Consider the following 17,311-nt stretch of genomic DNA (forward strand, 5'->3'; position numbering starts at 1 on the left):
TTCGCTGTTGTTGCTGCAAAGCTATACAGTTCTGGAGACCCTGATGAAACGGTTCGCAGCAGGCGCCGCCGCGCTCTTCCTATTGTCAACTACGACTGCCGTTTTGGCGCAGACCTATGAGGTCAGCAGCATTACGACGACCAAGAAGGTCTCTTCGAACGCTGCCGTTGCGAAAAAGTCGAAGGTGGCCAAGCGAGCGAAAACAGCGGTTGCAGCCAAACCTGATGTCGCGCCAAAATCAGACGTTGCTCCCAAAGCCGATAACCCTCAGACCTACATCGTCGATGTTTCCGGAAAGCGCGTTCGCTTGATCGGACCGCGTTTTTACCCTGACAACTCGAACGAAGTTGAGTTGGCGGGGCGCAAAGATGCTTTGATGAGGGAAGCTGCGCTGATGGACTCGTCGATCTCTACCGCTTCACGATAGGTCATTTGTTGCAAGACGCAACTGTCTTGCAACCACTCGGGGATATAGATGGCGCAAAGTGCGAGAAGCGGCTGGATCCGGCCTGATGATGACGAGTCGCAAAAGGCCACATTCCCAGAGCTGTTCTTCGATCTCGTTTTCGTCTTCGCGCTTATCCAGCTTTCCTATACTTTGACGGAAGACTTTGGAGCGACGGCACTTTATGAGGCAGCCATCCTCATTCTCGCGCTGTGGTGGCTATGGGTGCATACCACCTGGCTTACCAACCTCCTGAATACAGATAAGGGGCCTGTCAGGATGCTCCTGTTTGGCCTCATGTTCGCCGGGGTGTTGCTCGCCATCGCACTGCCCAAAGCGTTCGAGAGCCAAGGGCTTATTTTTGCTTCGATCTACACCGTGATGCAGCTTTCTCGCTCGCTCTTCGGCCTCTATGTTTTCCACGGTGTCGACCATGGCAACTCGAAGACCTTCGGCAGGATCACGGTTTGGCTGGTTGTGTCCAGCTTCTTTTGGGTTGCTGGCGGGCTCACAGACGGCTTGACCTTCCGCTTGGTGCTGTGGACGGTGGCGATAGCCATCGAATATATCGGGCCGCTCTTGCGCTACTATGTTCCCGGCATGCGCGCCCATGAAGATGAGCAGCTTCTTCTTTCCGGCGAGCATCTTGCCGAACGTTGTGCGCTGTTCGTGATTATCTGCTTAGGCGAAACCATTCTCACCACCGGCAAAACCGCAACGGAATATATGAATTCCACACTGACCTTCGTGGTCTTCTGTGCCGCATTCTCCAGCACCGTCATCATGTGGTGGATATATTTTCACCACGGACAGGAGCAGGTCTCGGAAAAGGCCGAAGAGACGGCCGAGCCGGAGAAGATCGCCCAGAACCTGTTCAACTACGGGCATTTGCCAATCGTCGCGGGCGTCATTCTGACAGCTGTCGGCGAAGACTTCAGTCTTTCGAACAGTCATGATCCGGCGACGATGCGAGAGTCATTGGCAATCATGGGTGGGCCGATCCTGTTCCTTCTCGGCAATATTGGCGTAAAGGTTGCGGCGTCCTATGTCAGGCCAGTGTCGCACTTTGTCGGCGTCGCAGTGCTTGTGGCGCTCCTCTTCGTCCCGGACGTTCCGCTTTACGGTTTGCAGATCGCCAGCGCTACCATATTGCTGCTCGTCGCGATTTGGGAATATGTCGCGCTTCGCAAAAATGCCGAGGCGATGGGGTAGCCCGATTTCGGTGCCGAATAAGCGATTAAGTTGCAAAGATTTGAGTAGTCTAGTCATGGCAAGCTGCGACTTGCCGAAGCGTTGGCAGCACGCGTCATCCTGCCGATCGCTGTGGCAATAGAGAACGCTTCGAATAGACGCGCATCACGACAGTCCGGCGGCATCGAAACTGCTGAAGTCGCCAGTATCGATGAAAGCCTCTACCATGGCTTTGTAGGGATCTATTTCGATCCTGTTTTGGGCGAGCCACTCCTGATTGTAGTATGTCGCAGCGTAGCGATCACCGCTGTCGCAGATCAGGGAGACGAGCGACCCTTCGCGCCCTTCCTTCATCATCGCCGCCGCAATCCAGCAGACACCGAAGAAATTGGTGCCAGTGGAGCCGCCGACACGGCGAAAGAGACGCTCCGAAAGGACGTGCATCGCAGCGATGGATGCCGCGTCCGGTATCTTGATCATGTGGTCGATGACGCCGGGAATGAAAGAGGGCTCGACGCGCGGGCGGCCTACGCCTTCGATGCGTGACGGCGTCGAACAGGTAACGTTGCGGTCACCTGACATGTAGGATTGGTAGAAGGCAGAGTGCTCCACATCCACCACGCAAAGCCGGGTGGGAAGATTGCGGTAGCGAATGTAGCGGCCGATTGTGGCAGAGGTGCCGCCAGTGCCAGCATTCATCACCACCCATGAGGGCGCTGGATACTCTTCGCTCTGCATCTGGTCGAAGATGGATTCGGCGATATTGTTGTTGCCGCGCCAATCCGTCGCCCGCTCGGCATAGGTGAACTGGTCGAGGTAGTGGCCGCGCGCTTCCTCAGCCAATTTCTCTGCGACGGTGTAAACTTCGGAGGGGCTGTCGACGAAATGGCAGCGACCACCGAAACGCGCGATTGCCTCCACCTTCTGGCGGCTGGTCGAATGCGGCATGACAGCGATGAAGGGCAGGTCGAGCAGATGCGCGAAATAGGCCTCGCTGACGGCGGTGGAGCCGGAGGAGGCCTCCACAAGCGTGGTTCCCTGACGGATTTTGCCGTTGCAAATGCCATAGAGGAACAGCGAACGGGCAAGGCGATGCTTGAGGCTGCCGGTTGGATGCGTCGACTCGTCTTTCAGGTAGATCGATATGCCGCGCAGACCGTTGAAAACAGGCTTGACCAAATGGGTGTCTGCCGAGCGGCGACCGTCACCCTGGAGGATACCTATGGCGCGGCGCGCCCATTCACGATCTTCGCATGCTGGCAGCGGGGTGATCGGAGGCGTGGAAAGACACTCATGCATGGCGCTTTGGCTCCATGTGGTCCCGCCGGCTCTCCGTCAGTAATACTTCATTCAAATATTTTATCGAAGTGACAGTTTCCATAAAAATATGCTCCCACGGATAGATATGGAAGAAGAATGTTCCATGGAATCGTAATATCTTAGAACGTAGCCTTTGCAAAGTAGGCGGATGCCGCCAGCGTGCACCGCGACGCCGAAATTTGGCGGCGAGTCGGGGGCGCGTCTTTCAGAGTTTGCCAAAATGGCGGTTGCGTCACGCCGTTCCATCTACGAGAACGAAAGGCTGTCCCCTGGAGCATGTTTCGATGCGCGCATCGACCCGATAGATATCGCGCAGCATGCCAGGCGTGATGACATTGTTGGTCGATCCACTCACCACCATCTGGCCGCCTGCAATCACGAGCGTGTTTTCGCAGTAGCGCAGAGCGTGGTTCAGATCGTGAAGCGCAATCAACACGATCATGCCCTCGCGACGGGCGAGGCCTGAGATGAAGTCCAGCACTTCTACCTGTCGGTGGAGATCAAGTGCCGACGTCGGCTCGTCCATCAACAGGACTTCCGGCTTGCGTACCAGTGCTTGTGCCAGTGAAACGAGCTGACGCTGTCCACCGGACAATTCGCCGAGCCCGCGGAAAGAGAGGCTGTCAATATTCAGTGCTTTCAAGATTGCGTCGATCTCGGCAAGCTCGTCGTCATGAACCTTCCAGCCGCTTCCCTGCTTGGCTGAAAGCAGGATGGATTCGTAAACGGTCAGCACCGCATTCGCGCCCGTGTCCTGTGGCATGTAGCAGATGGTCTTCGGGCCTTGTTCCGTCTGCGATAGCGTCACCACGCCGGGACCGGAAATCAAGCTGGCAATGCGCTTGAAGAGCGTGGATTTTCCCGCAGCGTTTGGGCCGATGACCGCAGTGACGCTGCCGGCCTGCAGCATATCCATGCTGACATTGGAAAGTACGGTTGTGCGGCCGTATTTCGCGCCGACATCCTGTAGAGCCAAGGCTACCATGCGCGCCTCCTGTTGGAAAAAATCAGGATGAAGAAGAAGGGAACGCCGACAAGAGCGGTAATGACGCCGATCGGCAGAACTGCGCCAGGGATCAGCATCTTGCTGACGACGGACGTGACAGACAGAAGCAGCGCGCCGCAAATGACCGAGCCGGGCAGGAAGAAGCGCTGATCTTCGCCAACCACCATTCGGGCAATATGCGGACCGACAAGACCGACGAAGCCGATCGTGCCGACGAAAGACACGGGAATGGCGGCAAGAAGGCTGACGGTAAGCATGGTCTGGAGGCGCAGGCGACGGACATTGACACCCATGCTGGCTGCCTTGTCATCGCCAAGCCTTAAGGCCGTCAAAGCCCAGGCGTTCTTCATGAAAAGCGGCACCGTCAGCACGAGAATAGCAGCGGTAACATAAACTTTGGCCCATGTGGCCTTGGTGAGGCTGCCCATCGTCCAGAAGACCACAGCAGCCAATGCCTGTTCGGAAGCCAGATACTCCAGCAGTGACAGGGCGGCATTGAAGGTGAAGACCAGGGCGATGCCGAGAAGTACGATGGTTTCGACGCTGACACCTCGCATGGTGGAGGCAAAATGGATGAAGAGGGCCGCGAGCATCGCCATCAGGAACGCATTGATCGGCACCATATACTCCACGGCACCTGGGAAGATCGCTATGCCGCCGACGAGTGCCATGGCTGCGCCGAAGCTTGCCGCGGCCGAGATGCCAAGCGTGAAGGGGCTGGCAAGAGGGTTGGATAGGATGGTCTGCATCTGCGCGCCAGCCACAGAAAGCGAGGCGCCAACGGTCACCGCCATCAGGGCAATCGGCATGCGGATATCCCAAATAACCACGCGCAGCTGGTTGGCAACAGCTACAGGATCGAAAATGGCGCTGACCACCTCTGAAAGGGTATAGCGTGCCGGGCCCAGCGCCATATCGGTCGCGACGCTGAGGCACAAAGCCAGAAGAAGACCGAGGAGGATCAATATACGGCGACCCGCCAGGGCGCGGTATTGATGCCCTCCGGTCGCTTCCACAGGCGTTTCGGTGACGGAAGCCATTTTAGTTCACGCCTTTTTCGAGGGAACGAAGTAGCCGGGCTTATAGCTGACGGGTAAGAATTTCTTATGGAAGTCCTCAAAGTTTTTTTCCGGGTCAAGATCGGCAAAGAGATCGGGATGAAACCACTTTGCAAATTGCTGAATGGGAAAGAACTCGTAAGGAGCACCATAGAACTGATGCCAGACGGCGTGGACATTGCCTTGCTTGACTGCTGTCAGTTCAGGAAATGGCGTGCGGGTCATCAGCTTGGCGAGCCGATCGCGCGCCAATTTCATGTCGGCTCCACGACCGACAGGAACGAACTGGTTGATATCGGATTCCGCCGCCCAGTTTGAGCCCGTGACGATGATATGGGCCGGATCGGAGACGACGAGTTGCTCAGGGTTGAGGTCGCCGAAGGTGGTTTTTATCACGTCGGAAGCAATATTGTGGCCGCCAGCCTGCTCAACCATCGCGCCAAAATTGACCGGGCCGAAGGTACGGCAGCAGGTATTCTCACCGGAAATTCCCGGCGCGCGTTCGATGAAGACGCCAGGGCGCTTCAAATCCTTCACGGTTGCCAACTTGTCGGTGACGATTGCAATCTGCTCGCGGCGATAGGCCATAAACTCGTCTGCGCGCTGTTCAGCGCCGAAGATTTGCCCAAGAGCGCGGATCGAACGTTCGGTGTTCTTCTCGGGGTCGAGCCGGAAATCTAGGTACACGACCTTGATGCCGGCAGCGGCGGCCTTGTCTTCAAAACCGCTTTCCTTGGCGCTGTTTTCCGCCTCCAGGTTCAGCGTGATCACATCCGGAGACAGCGCAATGGCGGCTTCCAGACTGAACTCGCCCTGTGGCAGATAGCCGAAGCGGGGCAGGTCCTTGATCTGCGGAAAGCGTTCTACGTACGCGGTGTAGCTGTCAGGATCCTTCTTGATAAGATCGTCACGCCAGCCAACAACCGTATCGAAGGTCTTGTCGCCCTTGAGTGCTGCCACGATGTGAACCTGACGTGCTTCTCCGAGGATCACCCGCTTTGCAGGCAAGTCCATCTCAACCGTGCGACCGGCTGCATCGATGATCTCTGCCGACCACGCCGAGGATGAGAGTGCCGTAAAGACGATGGTTGCAATGGTGCCAAGCGTTTTGAAAAACATGGGATAACCCTCATTTAAAAACAGCATTGCGAGGCGGAAAGAGGCCGCCTCGCTTTGGTCGTTTCTGGCGTGGTTGTGGCCAGTGTGGGTGCGAGCTTACGTGTCGTCTTTCAGAGAAACGAAATAGCCGGGCTTGTATTCAAGCGGCAGGAAGCGCTCATGCAGTTCCTTGAAGGTCGCTTCAGGGTCGAGGTCCTTGAAGAGATCGGGGTGCAGCCACTTGGCGATCTCCTGGATTGCGACGAATTGATACGGGTTGTTGTAGAACTGGTGCCAAATGGCGTGAACGTTGCCATTCTCAACCGCCTTCACGCCGGTAAAGCCTGGACGCTTTGTCAATGCTTCCAGCTTGGCACGTGCCTCCTTTAGATCCGCACCGTAACCGACGCCGACCCACTTGCCGCCAGGAACATAAGCTTCCCACTTGCCACCGGTGATGATGATCTGGTCCGGGTTCGAGGCAATGATCTGCTCGGGATTGACCGTGCCGAAAGTGCCCGGAATGATGCCCTTCGCCATGTTGATGCCGCCGGCGATTTCGACCATCTTGCCAAAGTTCTCGTTGCCGAAGGACATGCAGCAATCATCCGAGTAGCCGCCTGCGCGCTCGACGAAAACGACTGGCTTCTTCGGGTTTTCTTTTTCAAGAACGTCGGTCACACGCTTGATGCTGTCGGAGCGGAACTTGATGAAATCTTCCGCAACCGCTTCCTTGCCCATCAGCTTGCCCATCAGGCGCATGCTTGGCTCGGTGTTTTCCATGGGCTTTTCGCGGAAGTCGACATAGACCAGCGGAATGCCGACCTTGCCAAGCTTTTCGATGTAGCCGGCTTCTTCCGTCGCTGTCTTGGCATCGATGTTCATCAGAATGACGTCGGGCTTCAGCGCAACCGCCTGCTCGATATCGAAGGTGCCATCCTTCATGCCGCCGAACTTTGGCAGCTTGGCGATGTCTGGATATTTTGCGAGATAGGCTTGGTAGGTCTCCGGGTCAGCTTTCGGCAGATCGTCACGCCAACCGACGACGTGTTCGAAAGGATTGTTCTTATCCAGAGCCGCGAGGAAATAAATTTGGCGGCCTTCGCCGAGAATGACGTGCTTGACCGGCACGTTGACCTCGACATCACGTCCGGTGACGTCCTTGACCGTCACTTTTTCAGCAAAAGCGGGCCATACGGTCGACACCAGAAGGCCCATTGCAAGAATTGCGGATCTGCCTGTAATGCGCATTGAAATAGCTCTCCAATAAAACTTTCGGCGCTTTAAGATTTTATGATTGCGTTCGTCAAGTTTTATCTTTTAGAGCAATTCTCAACTGCAATCGTGAAGGTCGGCCGGCATGGACAGCGCAAATGGTTATGGAAGCAATTTCGGTCTCAAGGACGAGATCAAGGCCTATTGGTCCGCGCGCGCCGCGACCTTCGATCTTTCCCCTGGCCATGAGATTTTTTCCGAGGATGAAAGGGCTGCCTGGCATCAGTTGGTTTTGAAACATCTGGGCAGAGGCGAGGGGAGGCAGGCGCTCGATCTTGCGAGCGGCACTGGCGTCATCTCCCATCTCATGGACGATCTTGGCTTTCGGGTAACCGGTCTCGACTGGGCGGAACCCATGCTCGAACGCGCCAAGGCCAAGGCGAAGAGCCGCAACCGAGCAATCACCTTCCGCATGGGTGATGCGGAAAACACCATGGAGTCGGATGCGACCTATGATGTGGTGATCAACCGCCATCTTGTCTGGACCTTGGTCGATCCGAAGGCTGCATTCCGAGAGTGGTTGCGGGTCCTGAAACCCGGCGGCCATGTGCTGATCGTCGATGGTGATTTCGTCAATGTCAGCCGCACTGAGAAGTTGTTGAAAGATTTGGCGAACTGGCTGCAAAGGCGCGGGCTTCTCAAAGCCGAGGCGGTGCACATGCCACCCGACATGGCAGGCACGCATAACAGCATTCTGTCACGGGTCTATTTTTCAAATGGTGCGCGGGCGGAAGCGGTGGCAGCCTTGCTGCGGGATGCTGGCTTCATCGACGTGACCATCGATACGGACCTTCGCCAGATCCACAAAACCCAAGCGAAGAACTGGAATTTTCTCAAGGCTGCGGCGCGCGGCATCCAGCATCGTTACGCGATTTGTGCGCGTAAACCGGAGTAAAAACCCCGGATCGCTCCGGGGTTTAAGGGGGATCATCCGGCCTTGGCCATAGCCTTGGCGGCCATTCGGGCACGAATGGATTCCACATCCGCCTTCGGCGTCGCCGCAAACAGTGTGCGCGTGTAGCTGTGCTTGGGGTCGGAGAAGACTTCGTCACGCGTGCCGTATTCGACCGCTTCGCCGAAATACATCACCATTACTTCATCGGCGATGTATTTCACCACCGACAGGTCGTGGCTGATGAAGACATAGGTCAAGCCGAACTCGTCCTGCAGGTCGGCGAGCAGGTTTAGCACCTGAGCCTGGACCGAGAGATCGAGCGCGGAAACGGGCTCGTCCAGCACTAGGAGCTTGGGATTGAGCATCAATGCACGCGCAATAGCAATACGCTGGCGCTGACCGCCGGAGAACATGTGCGGATAGCGGTTATAGTGTTCCGGGCCGAGACCCACACGGACCAGCATGTCGGTTGCCTTTTCGCGACGCTCGGCAGCGGACATCTTGGTGTTGATCAAGAGCGATTCACCCAACACGTCGCCGATCTTCTGGCGCGGGTTCAGCGAACCATAGGGGTTCTGGAACACGATCTGCACCTTCTGGCGCATTTCCGGCGTCAGGTGGCCGGGGCGCGTGTCCATCTTCTCGCCGTCTATGAAGAGATCGCCCGATGTCGGCTCGTCGATGAAAGTCAGCATTCGGGCAAGGGTTGACTTGCCACAGCCGCTTTCGCCGACAATGGCCAGCGTCTTGCCGGTCTCGAGCTTGAAGGACACGCCCTTAACGGCATGAACCGTCTTGCTCTGCTTCATAAATCCGCCAGGGATATGGTAATCCCGCTTCATGTCGCGGACTTCGAGCATGATTTTCTTGTCGCTCATGCCGTTTCTCCCGCCACGCTTGAGGCTGGTGTCGGCGTGCCGTCGAAGAACTGCGAGACGGTCGTCAGGCGATCGCCCGTCGCATTTTCCGGCAGCGCTGCCAGAAGCGCTTTCGTATAGTTGCTCTTTGGGTTTTCAAACAGGGTCAGCACGTCGGCCTCCTCCATCTTGCGACCCTTATACTGTACCACGACGCGGTCAGCGGTTTCGGCCACCACGCCCATGTCGTGGGTGATCATGATCAGGCCCATGCCGGTTTCAGCCTGGAGGCGCATGATGAGATCGAGGATCTGCTTCTGGATCGTCACGTCGAGCGCCGTTGTCGGCTCGTCGGCGATGAGCAGCTTCGGATTGCAGGCAATCGCAATCGCAATCATCACACGCTGGCACTGACCGCCCGACATCTGATGCGGATAATGCTTCAGACGCTCTTCCGGGTCAGGCAGGCCCACGAGCTTGAAGAGTTCGATGGCGCGGGCGCGACGCGCCTTCTTGTCCAGCCCCATGTGGATACGCAGGACTTCTTCGATCTGGAAGCCGACGGTAAAGCAAGGGTTGAGGCTCGCGACCGGCTCCTGGAAGATCATCGCTACATCCTTGCCGATCAGCTTGCGGCGGTCGGATGGGCTGAGCTTTTGAATGTCCTTGCCCTGAAAGAGCATGCGATCGGCTGTGATGCGCGCCGTCCATGGCAAGAGGCCCATAACGGCGAGCATCGAGACGGACTTGCCGGAGCCGGATTCGCCGACGATGGCAAGCACTTCACCCGGATCGACCGAGATCGACACGCCATCCACAGCGCGGAACCAGCCGTTGGCGGTTTCGAACTCGACGGTGAGATTATCGATTTGCAGAAGTGCCATATCAGGACCTCTTCAGTTTCGGGTCGAGCGCATCACGCAGACCGTCGCCCATCAGGTTGATGGCAAGAACGGTGATGAGGATGGCAAGACCAGGGAATGTGACGACCCACCACGCGCGCAGAATGAACTCACGCGCTTCGGCAAGCATGGTACCCCATTCGGGTGCGGGCGGCTGCGCGCCCATGCCGAGGAAGCCGAGAGCGGCTGCATCGAGAATGGCGTTGGAGAAGGAGAGCGTCGCCTGAACGATAAGCGGCGCGGTGCAGTTCGGCAAAATGGTGCGAAACATCAAACGCAGTGGACCGGCACCTGCCAGACGCGAGGCCGTGACGTAATCCTTGGATTTCTCGGCCATGACGGCGGCACGCGTCAGACGCACGAAGTGCGGCTGAAGAACGAGCGCAATCGCAATCATGCCGTTGGTGAGGCCCGGTCCGAGAATGGCGACGAGAACAAGCGCCAGAAGCAGCGATGGGAAGGCCAGAATGATGTCCATCAGACGCATGATGGCTGTATCGAGCCAGCCGCGATAGTAGCCGGCCAGAACCCCGATGACGACACCGGTGGTCAAGGACAGGGTGGTGACGAAGACACCGATGAACAGCGAATATTGCGCGCCGTAGATCAGGCGAGACAGGATATCGCGGCCGACAGGGTCGGTACCTAACAGGTATGTCAGGCGTCCGCCTTCCACCCACGCGGGCGGAAGAAGAACGGCGTCGCGATATTGCTGGAACGGAGAATGCGGTGCAATCACCGATGCAAAGACCGCGATGATCACGAGTGCGAGGAAAACATAAAGGCCAATGACGGCGCCTTTGTTTTCAGAAAAATAAAACCAGAATTCCTTCAGCATCTGCTTGCGCATGGCGGCAGAGGAAACCGGTGCTGCGGTTTTGGTAATGGCGGTATCGGCCATGAAACGGTCCTCCCTTTAGTGCCGGATGCGCGGGTTGATCAGGCCATACAGGAGGTCAACGATTAGGTTGACGACCATGATGATGCCCGCAATCAACAGCAGGCCGCCCTGAATAACCGGGTAATCGCGGCGGAAGACGGAATCGACCATCCACTTGCCGATGCCCGGCCAGGAAAAGATCGTTTCGGTGAGGATGGCACCGGCCAGCATGACGCCGACCTGGAGACCGATGGTGGTGATGACGGGGATCATGGCGTTGCGCAGCGCATGGATGCCGATCACCCGGAAGGGAGACAAGCCCTTGGCGCGGGCGGTACGAACATAATCTTCGGACAGGACTTCCAGCATGGCTGAGCGCGTCTGGCGCGCAATGACGGCAAGCGGAATGGTGGCCAATACGATCGATGGCAGCGCAAGGTGGCTCAGCGCGGAGGCGAATGCTCCCTTCTGCCCCGATAGCAGCGAGTCGATCAGCATGAAGCCGGTGACTGGCGGGAAATAGAACATCAGCGAGATACGCCCTGAAACCGGCGTCCATTGCAGAATGCCCGAGAACAGGATGATCAGCAGCAGGCCCCACCAGAAGATCGGCATGGAATAGCCGACGAGTGCTACGCCCATCAGACCTTGATCGAAGATCGAGCCGCGCTTGATGGCAGCGATTACGCCTGCCGGAATGCCGATGAACACGGCAAGAATGATAGCGCAGACGGACAGTTCGACCGTCGCCGGAAACAGCGCGAAGAACTGATCGATGATCGGCGATTTGGAGACGATCGACGTGCCGAAATCACCCGTTAGGATACCTTTGAGGTAATCGAAATACTGGATGACCAGCGGGCGATCCATACCGAGAGCGGCGCTGATCTGCGCATGGCGCTCTGGCGACATGACGCGTTCGCCGGACAGAAGCGCGACCGGATCTCCCGGCAGGAGCCGGATAAACAGGAACGCGATAATGGAGACCCCGATGAATGTCGGGATGAGCACGGCGATACGCCGCACAAGAAAGCCAATCATGAGAAACCTTCGATCTGTTCCTTCAAGGAACCTATGCTCTGGCACGAGGCAGTTTCGCCTGCTTATTGGTATGTTATGAGTGCCGCATAAAGGAACTGCCGCGCACCTTTTTTGAAGATGCGCGGCAAGCGTGTTTAGGTGCAGCGATTACTCGGTGATGTCAACGTTTTCGAACGTGAAGTCACCCAGCGGGCTCTGGACGAAGCCCGTCACTTCCTTGCGCATCGGAACGATGGACAGGGAGTGGTCGAGCGTGGCCCAAGGTGCCTCCTTCTTGAAGACAACCTGAGCTTCTTCGTAGAGCTTGGTGCGCTCGGCCTGATCGGTCGTAACCTTGGCCTTCTTCACCAGATCGTTGAATTCCTTGTTGCACCACTGTGCACGGTTGTTACCGCCAACAGCTTCGCAGCCGAGCAGGGTGTCGAGGAAGTTGTCCGGATCGCCATTGTCGCCCGTCCAGCCGAGCATGACGGCGCCGTCACGATCCTTGGCCTTGGAGCGGTCGAGATATTCGGCCCACTCATAGGAGACGATTTCAACCTTCACGCCGATCTTGGCGAAATCATCCTGGATGATTTCAGCAGCGCGGCGGGCGTTCAGCATGTAAGGACGCGAAACGGGCATTGCCCAGACCTTCATGGAAAGGTCCTTCACGCCGGCATCTGCCAGCATCTTCTTGGCGGCGTCGAGATCGTAGGTGTCGTCTTCGATCTTGTCGTTGTATGACCACATGGTCGGCGGCAGCGGGTTCTTGGCAGGTGTTGCCATACCCTGGAAGACGGCGTCGACGATGGCCTTCTTGTTGATTGCCTTGTTCAGAGCCTTGCGCACTTCAACCTTGTCGAACGGAGCCTGCGTGGTGTTGTAGGCGAGGTAGGCAACGTTGAGGCCTTCCTGCTCCATGACCTTGAGGTTCGAATCCGACTTCATGGACTGAACGTCGGCAGCGTTCGGGTAAGGCATCAGGTGGCATTCGCCGGCCTTGAGCTTCTGGTAGCGAACGGCAGCGTCCGTTGTGATGGCGAAAACGAGATCGTCGATCTTCGGTGCGCCGCCCCAATAGTCCTTGTTGGCCTTGTAGCGGATGACGGCATCCTGCTGGTAACCAACAAAAGCGAACGGACCAGTGCCGACCGGCTTCTGGTTCAACTCGGCCTGCTTGCCTTCGGCAGCGAGCTTGTCGGTATATTCCTTCGACACGATCGAAGCAAAAGGCATTGCGAGGTTTGCGAGGAAGGGAGCTTCCGGGCGGTTCAGCGTGAACTTGACCGTCATGTCGTCGACCTTTTCGACCGACTTGATCAGCTCAGGAAAGCCCATGCCGGCCGCATATTCCCAGGACGTGCCCGGAACATATTGGTGCCATGGATTGTCGGTCTTGATCTGGCGCTCGATGGAGAAAACAACGTCATCGGCATTCAGTTCGCGGGTCGGTGTGAAGAACTCAGTTGTCTGGAACTTGACACCAGGACGGAGCTTGAAAGTGTACTCCTTGCCGTCCTTGGAAACTTCCCAGCTCTCGGCGAGACCTGGTACAGGCTTCGTGGTGCCCTTTTCGAATTCGAGCAGGCGGCTGTAAACGGTGTGAGCAGCAGCGTCGAAGGTGGTGCCGGCGGTGTAAAGGCCCGGATCAAACCCTTCTGGAGAACCTTCGGAGCAGTAAACGAACGTTTTCGCGCTTGCCACGTTTGCAAAGCACGTCGCCGAAAGCAGAGCGGCGGCGATGATGCCAAGTTTGTATCTCATATGTGAGCTCCCAATTTTTTGTAACCGGCCCGCTTGTCCCGCGAATGCCGACTGATCGTCGTTATAAGAAAGTCTTTACATACTCAAGCGAACACTTGAAACGATTCATATGATTTTTGACCAAATATTCAACTTTCCGCGATCTGATACTATTTTAGGCGGCGGCATTAGAATGTTATGATCGTCAAATTGCTTAAATGCGATATATCCTGCTATCAATCGCGTGTTTGAGCACGCGAAAACGCCCCGCTGCTAGCAGGGCGTTTGTGGTTGATGTTCAGAAGTCGGTTTTCGATTTGGTCGAAGAACCTCAAGCCGCAGAGATCTTATCTCCAACGAAGCGCCAGTTCACCAAGTTCTCAAGCGCAGCCTTGATATGGGCAGGCTTTCGGTTCTCGTAATCGACGTAATAAGCGTGTTCCCAGATATCGATGCCGAGATAGGCGGGTCGACCGACGGCCACGGGATTGTTGCCATCTTCATATCCGACCAGCGCAAGCTTGTTGGCGTCGTCTCTGGTAAGCCATACCCAGCCGGTACCGAACACCTCATCGGAGGCCGCGACCGCCTTTTCGACGAATTTGTCATAACCGCCGAACGCGGCATTGATTTCATCTGCTGTCTTGCCCTCAGGTCTGTTCGGGCCGCCGGGGACGAACTGGTCCCAGTAGAAGATGTGGTTCCACGCCTGCGCGGCGTTGTTGAAGATCTTCTTGTCCGCAGCCTTGCCATAAGACGCCGTCACTATTTCTTCCAGCTTCATGTCCGCGTAGGGCGTGCCCTTCGCCAGTGTGTTGAGCTTGTCGAAATAGGCCTTGTGATGCTTGCCGTAATGCAAGCTCACCGTCTTGGCAGAAATATGCGGGGCCAGCGCGTCCTCCTTGAAGGGGAGTGCCGGCTGCTCGAAGGGAGCTGCGGCACGGCCAATTGACGGCGTTGAAAGAACCGTGGCGGCAGCGGAAGCGGCTCCAGCTGCAAGGACTGCGCGTCTGGTCAGTATCATGGCGGTTCGAAGCTCCTGATGATGAGGGGTCAAGGTTCGATAACCTCAGGACGGCGAAAAGGTTTCGCCGTTCAGCGTGGTTTAAGGCGCGCTCCCGAACTTGTTATCGCTTGGAGTTCACAGAGCGCGTGTTGCGCAAGGTTGCGTCGCGGGCTGCAATTATTAGCGACGTATGCGACATTCAGGGTTGCACGAAATTCTGGAGCGGTTAGCTTGTCCGCGGTTGATCGGCGGAGGCTGGGTCCGTTCAACTGTATCGATACAGGAGGAAGTCAGACATGAAGACGATCAAGGGTCCCGGTTTGTTTCTGGGTCAGTTTGCGGGAGATGCCGCGCCCTTCAATAGCTGGGATGCGATCACAAAATGGGCCGCTGAAAAAGGGTATGTCGGCGTTCAGGTGCCGACGTGGGCGAGCCAGCTGATAGACCTCAAGAAGGCGGCGGACTCCAAGGATTATTGCGATGAGTTCGCAGGCGTTGCCCGCCAGAACGGCGTCGAAGTCACCGAGCTGTCCACCCATCTTCAGGGACAGCTGGTCGCCGTCCATCCCGCTTATGACGAAGCTTTTGATGGTTTTGCAGCACCTGAAGTGCGCGGCAATCCCAAAGCACGCCAGGAATGGGCGGTCGATCAGGTCAAGCTTGCCCTGAAGGCATCGCGCAATCTTGGCATCAGCGCCCACGCGACCTTCTCGGGCGCTCTCGCATGGCCGTTCATCTACCCGTGGCCGCAGCGTCCTGCCGGCCTGGTGGAAACGGCGTTCGACGAACTTGCAAGACGCTGGACACCAATTCTTGACTTTGCCGACGAGCAGGGTGTCGATGTCTGCTATGAAATTCACCCCGGCGAAGATTTGCATGACGGCGTGACGTTCGAAATGTTCCTGGAGCGTGTGAAGAACCACAGCCGGGCCAACATGCTTTACGATCCCTCGCACTATGTTCTGCAGTGCCTGGATTATCTCGACAACATCGATATCTACAAAGACCGCATCAAGATGTTCCACGTCAAGGATGCGGAGTTCAATCCGACTGGACGCCAGGGAGTCTATGGCGGTTACCAGGGTTGGGTGGAGCGCGCAGGCCGCTTCCGCTCACTTGGCGACGGCCAGGTCGATTTCGGCGCCGTCTTCTCCAAGATGGCAGCCAATGATTTCGATGGCTGGGCCGTCGTCGAATGGGAATGCGCCTTGAAGCATCCCGAAGATGGTGCGCGTGAAGGCGCGGAATTCGTCAAGGCTCACATTATCCGCGTGACGGAGAAGGCTTTCGACGATTTCGCCTCCAGCGGCACGGATGATGCGGCCAACCGGCGCATGCTCGGCCTGTAACAAAACGATTGCGAGGATTTGAGAATGGCAATTGAAGGAAAGACGACCGACAAGGCGGCAAAGCGCATTCGCCTCGGCATGGTCGGCGGTGGCAGCGGCGCTTTCATTGGCGGCGTCCATCGAATGGCGGCGCGCCTCGACAACCGCTTCGAACTGGTGGCAGGTGCACTGTCGTCCACCCCGGAGAAATCGAAGGCGTCCGGTCTGGAACTGGGGCTTGACGAAGACCGCTGCTATGGCTCTTACGAGGAGATGGCTGAAAAGGAAGCGGCGCGTGAGGATGGCATCGACGCTGTCGCAATCGTCACGCCGAACCATGTCCACTTTCCGGCAGCGAAGGCCTTTCTGGAGCGTGGCATTCACGTCATCTGCGACAAGCCGCTGACCTCCAATCTCGAAGACGCAAAAAAGCTGAAGGAGGTTGCCGATAAGGCCGACGCGCTGTTCGTGTTGACCCACAATTACACCGGCTACCCCATGGTTCGCCATGCGCGCGAGCTGGTGGAAGGCGGCGTGCTTGGTGATATTCGTCTGGTTCAGATGGAATATCCGCAGGACTGGCTGGCAGAGCCGATCGAACAGACCGGCGCCAAGCAGGCTGTCTGGAGAACAGACCCAGCACAGTCGGGTGCCGGCGGTTCTACTGGTGACATCGGCACGCATGCCTACAACCTTGGCTGCTTCATTTCCGGCCTTGAGCTCGACGAACTGGCGGCCGACGTGCACACATTTGTCGAAGGGCGCCGCTTGGATGACAACGCGCATGTCATGCTGCGCTTCAAGGCGAAGGACGGCAAGCAGGCGGCCAAGGGTCTTCTCTGGTGCAGCCAGGTGGCGGTCGGCAACGAGAACGGCTTGAAGGTCCGCGTTTATGGCACCAAGGCCGGACTGGAATGGACGCAAGCCGACCCGAACTATCTGTGGTTCACAAAGCTTGGAGAGCCAAAGCAGTTGATCACCCGCGGTGGCGCCGGTGCAGGTGATGCGGCATCGCGTGTCACACGCATCCCGTCCGGCCATCCCGAAGGTTACCTTGAGGCCTTTGCGACGATCTACTCGGAAGCGGCCAATGCCATCGACGCGCGCCGTAACGGCTCCGATCTGGACAAAGCCGTGATCTACCCGACAGTGGATGATGGTGTGAAGGGCGTTGCGTTCGTTGAGGCGTGCATTCGCTCGTCGAAGGACAATGGCAACTGGGTGAAGGTCTAAGCGGACCCTTCGTATCTGCTGCGCGTACTTCGATGTGTAGACTCGCGCAAA

At 57.2% G+C, this 17,311-nt stretch carries 16 protein-coding genes; 5 read left to right on the forward strand and 11 right to left on the reverse strand.

Annotated elements, in window-relative coordinates; all coding sequences use genetic code 11:
* Positions 1-7 precede the first annotated feature (7 nt).
* Both WKI41_RS00885 and WKI41_RS00890 read left to right on the forward strand, forming a co-directional pair.
* Positions 8-427, forward strand: a complete 420-nt coding sequence (locus tag WKI41_RS00885; RefSeq protein WP_340191648.1) for a hypothetical protein — start codon at positions 8-10, stop codon at positions 425-427.
* Between the two features lie 48 nt (positions 428-475).
* Positions 476-1,657: a low temperature requirement protein A gene (locus WKI41_RS00890; RefSeq protein WP_340191649.1), complete on the forward strand. Its 1,182-nt coding sequence runs from the start codon at positions 476-478 to the stop codon at positions 1,655-1,657.
* 144 nt (positions 1,658-1,801) lie between these two features.
* Here WKI41_RS00890 and WKI41_RS00895 read toward each other — a convergent pair whose 3' ends face one another.
* The 5 genes from WKI41_RS00895 to WKI41_RS00915 all read right to left on the reverse strand — a co-directional run bounded on the left by WKI41_RS00895 (position 1,802) and on the right by WKI41_RS00915 (position 7,369).
* Positions 1,802-2,935 (reverse strand): PLP-dependent cysteine synthase family protein, encoded by a 1,134-nt coding sequence (locus tag WKI41_RS00895; protein ID WP_340191650.1) that lies wholly within the window; start codon positions 2,933-2,935, stop codon positions 1,802-1,804.
* A 253-nt stretch (positions 2,936-3,188) separates the two neighbouring features.
* Positions 3,189-3,941 (reverse strand): ABC transporter ATP-binding protein, encoded by a 753-nt coding sequence (locus WKI41_RS00900; protein ID WP_340191651.1) that lies wholly within the window; start codon positions 3,939-3,941, stop codon positions 3,189-3,191.
* Entirely contained in the window at positions 3,935-5,002 is a 1,068-nt protein-coding gene (locus WKI41_RS00905) for a FecCD family ABC transporter permease (RefSeq protein WP_340191652.1), read from the reverse strand. The genes WKI41_RS00900 and WKI41_RS00905 overlap by 7 nt, the downstream gene beginning before the upstream one ends.
* Positions 5,003-5,008: 6 nt before the next feature.
* On the reverse strand, positions 5,009-6,139 hold the full coding sequence (locus WKI41_RS00910; RefSeq protein WP_340191653.1) for an ABC transporter substrate-binding protein: 1,131 nt from the start codon (positions 6,137-6,139) through the stop codon (positions 5,009-5,011).
* A gap of 96 nt (positions 6,140-6,235) precedes the next feature.
* The gene (locus WKI41_RS00915; protein ID WP_340191654.1) at positions 6,236-7,369 is read right to left on the reverse strand and encodes an ABC transporter substrate-binding protein; all 1,134 of its coding nucleotides are present in this window, start codon (positions 7,367-7,369) and stop codon (positions 6,236-6,238) included.
* 109 nt (positions 7,370-7,478) lie between these two features.
* Between WKI41_RS00915 and WKI41_RS00920 the strand changes: the two genes are divergently transcribed.
* Positions 7,479-8,288 (forward strand): class I SAM-dependent methyltransferase, encoded by an 810-nt coding sequence (locus tag WKI41_RS00920; protein WP_340191655.1) that lies wholly within the window; start codon positions 7,479-7,481, stop codon positions 8,286-8,288.
* A 32-nt stretch (positions 8,289-8,320) separates the two neighbouring features.
* Here the strand turns inward: WKI41_RS00920 and WKI41_RS00925 are convergent, their stop codons facing one another.
* From WKI41_RS00925 to WKI41_RS00950, 6 genes are all read right to left on the reverse strand, one after another.
* Positions 8,321-9,166 (reverse strand): dipeptide ABC transporter ATP-binding protein, encoded by an 846-nt coding sequence (locus tag WKI41_RS00925; protein WP_340191656.1) that lies wholly within the window; start codon positions 9,164-9,166, stop codon positions 8,321-8,323.
* Positions 9,163-10,029 carry an ABC transporter ATP-binding protein gene (locus WKI41_RS00930; protein ID WP_340191657.1) on the reverse strand — a complete coding sequence of 289 codons (867 nt, stop codon included), beginning with the start codon at positions 10,027-10,029 and terminating at the stop codon, positions 9,163-9,165. The genes WKI41_RS00925 and WKI41_RS00930 overlap by 4 nt, the downstream gene beginning before the upstream one ends.
* Position 10,030: 1 nt before the next feature.
* Positions 10,031-10,948, reverse strand: a complete 918-nt coding sequence (locus tag WKI41_RS00935; RefSeq protein WP_340191658.1) for an ABC transporter permease subunit — start codon at positions 10,946-10,948, stop codon at positions 10,031-10,033.
* 15 nt (positions 10,949-10,963) lie between these two features.
* Positions 10,964-11,968, reverse strand: a complete 1,005-nt coding sequence (locus WKI41_RS00940) for an ABC transporter permease subunit (RefSeq protein ID WP_296017455.1) — start codon at positions 11,966-11,968, stop codon at positions 10,964-10,966.
* A gap of 147 nt (positions 11,969-12,115) precedes the next feature.
* Positions 12,116-13,714 carry an ABC transporter substrate-binding protein gene (locus tag WKI41_RS00945; protein ID WP_340191659.1) on the reverse strand — a complete coding sequence of 533 codons (1,599 nt, stop codon included), beginning with the start codon at positions 13,712-13,714 and terminating at the stop codon, positions 12,116-12,118.
* A gap of 310 nt (positions 13,715-14,024) precedes the next feature.
* Positions 14,025-14,717, reverse strand: coding sequence for a superoxide dismutase (locus WKI41_RS00950; RefSeq protein ID WP_340191660.1), 693 nt, complete (start codon positions 14,715-14,717; stop codon positions 14,025-14,027).
* Positions 14,718-14,995: 278 nt separating this feature from the next.
* Between WKI41_RS00950 and WKI41_RS00955 the strand changes: the two genes are divergently transcribed.
* Positions 14,996-16,048: a sugar phosphate isomerase/epimerase family protein gene (locus WKI41_RS00955; protein ID WP_340191661.1), complete on the forward strand. Its 1,053-nt coding sequence runs from the start codon at positions 14,996-14,998 to the stop codon at positions 16,046-16,048.
* Positions 16,049-16,072: 24 nt separating this feature from the next.
* The gene (locus tag WKI41_RS00960; protein WP_340191662.1) at positions 16,073-17,260 is read left to right on the forward strand and encodes a Gfo/Idh/MocA family protein; all 1,188 of its coding nucleotides are present in this window, start codon (positions 16,073-16,075) and stop codon (positions 17,258-17,260) included.
* Positions 17,261-17,311 lie beyond the last annotated feature (51 nt).

The organism is Agrobacterium larrymoorei (assembly GCF_037722385.1).
GTDB classification, from domain to species: Bacteria; Pseudomonadota; Alphaproteobacteria; order Rhizobiales; family Rhizobiaceae; genus Agrobacterium; species Agrobacterium larrymoorei_C.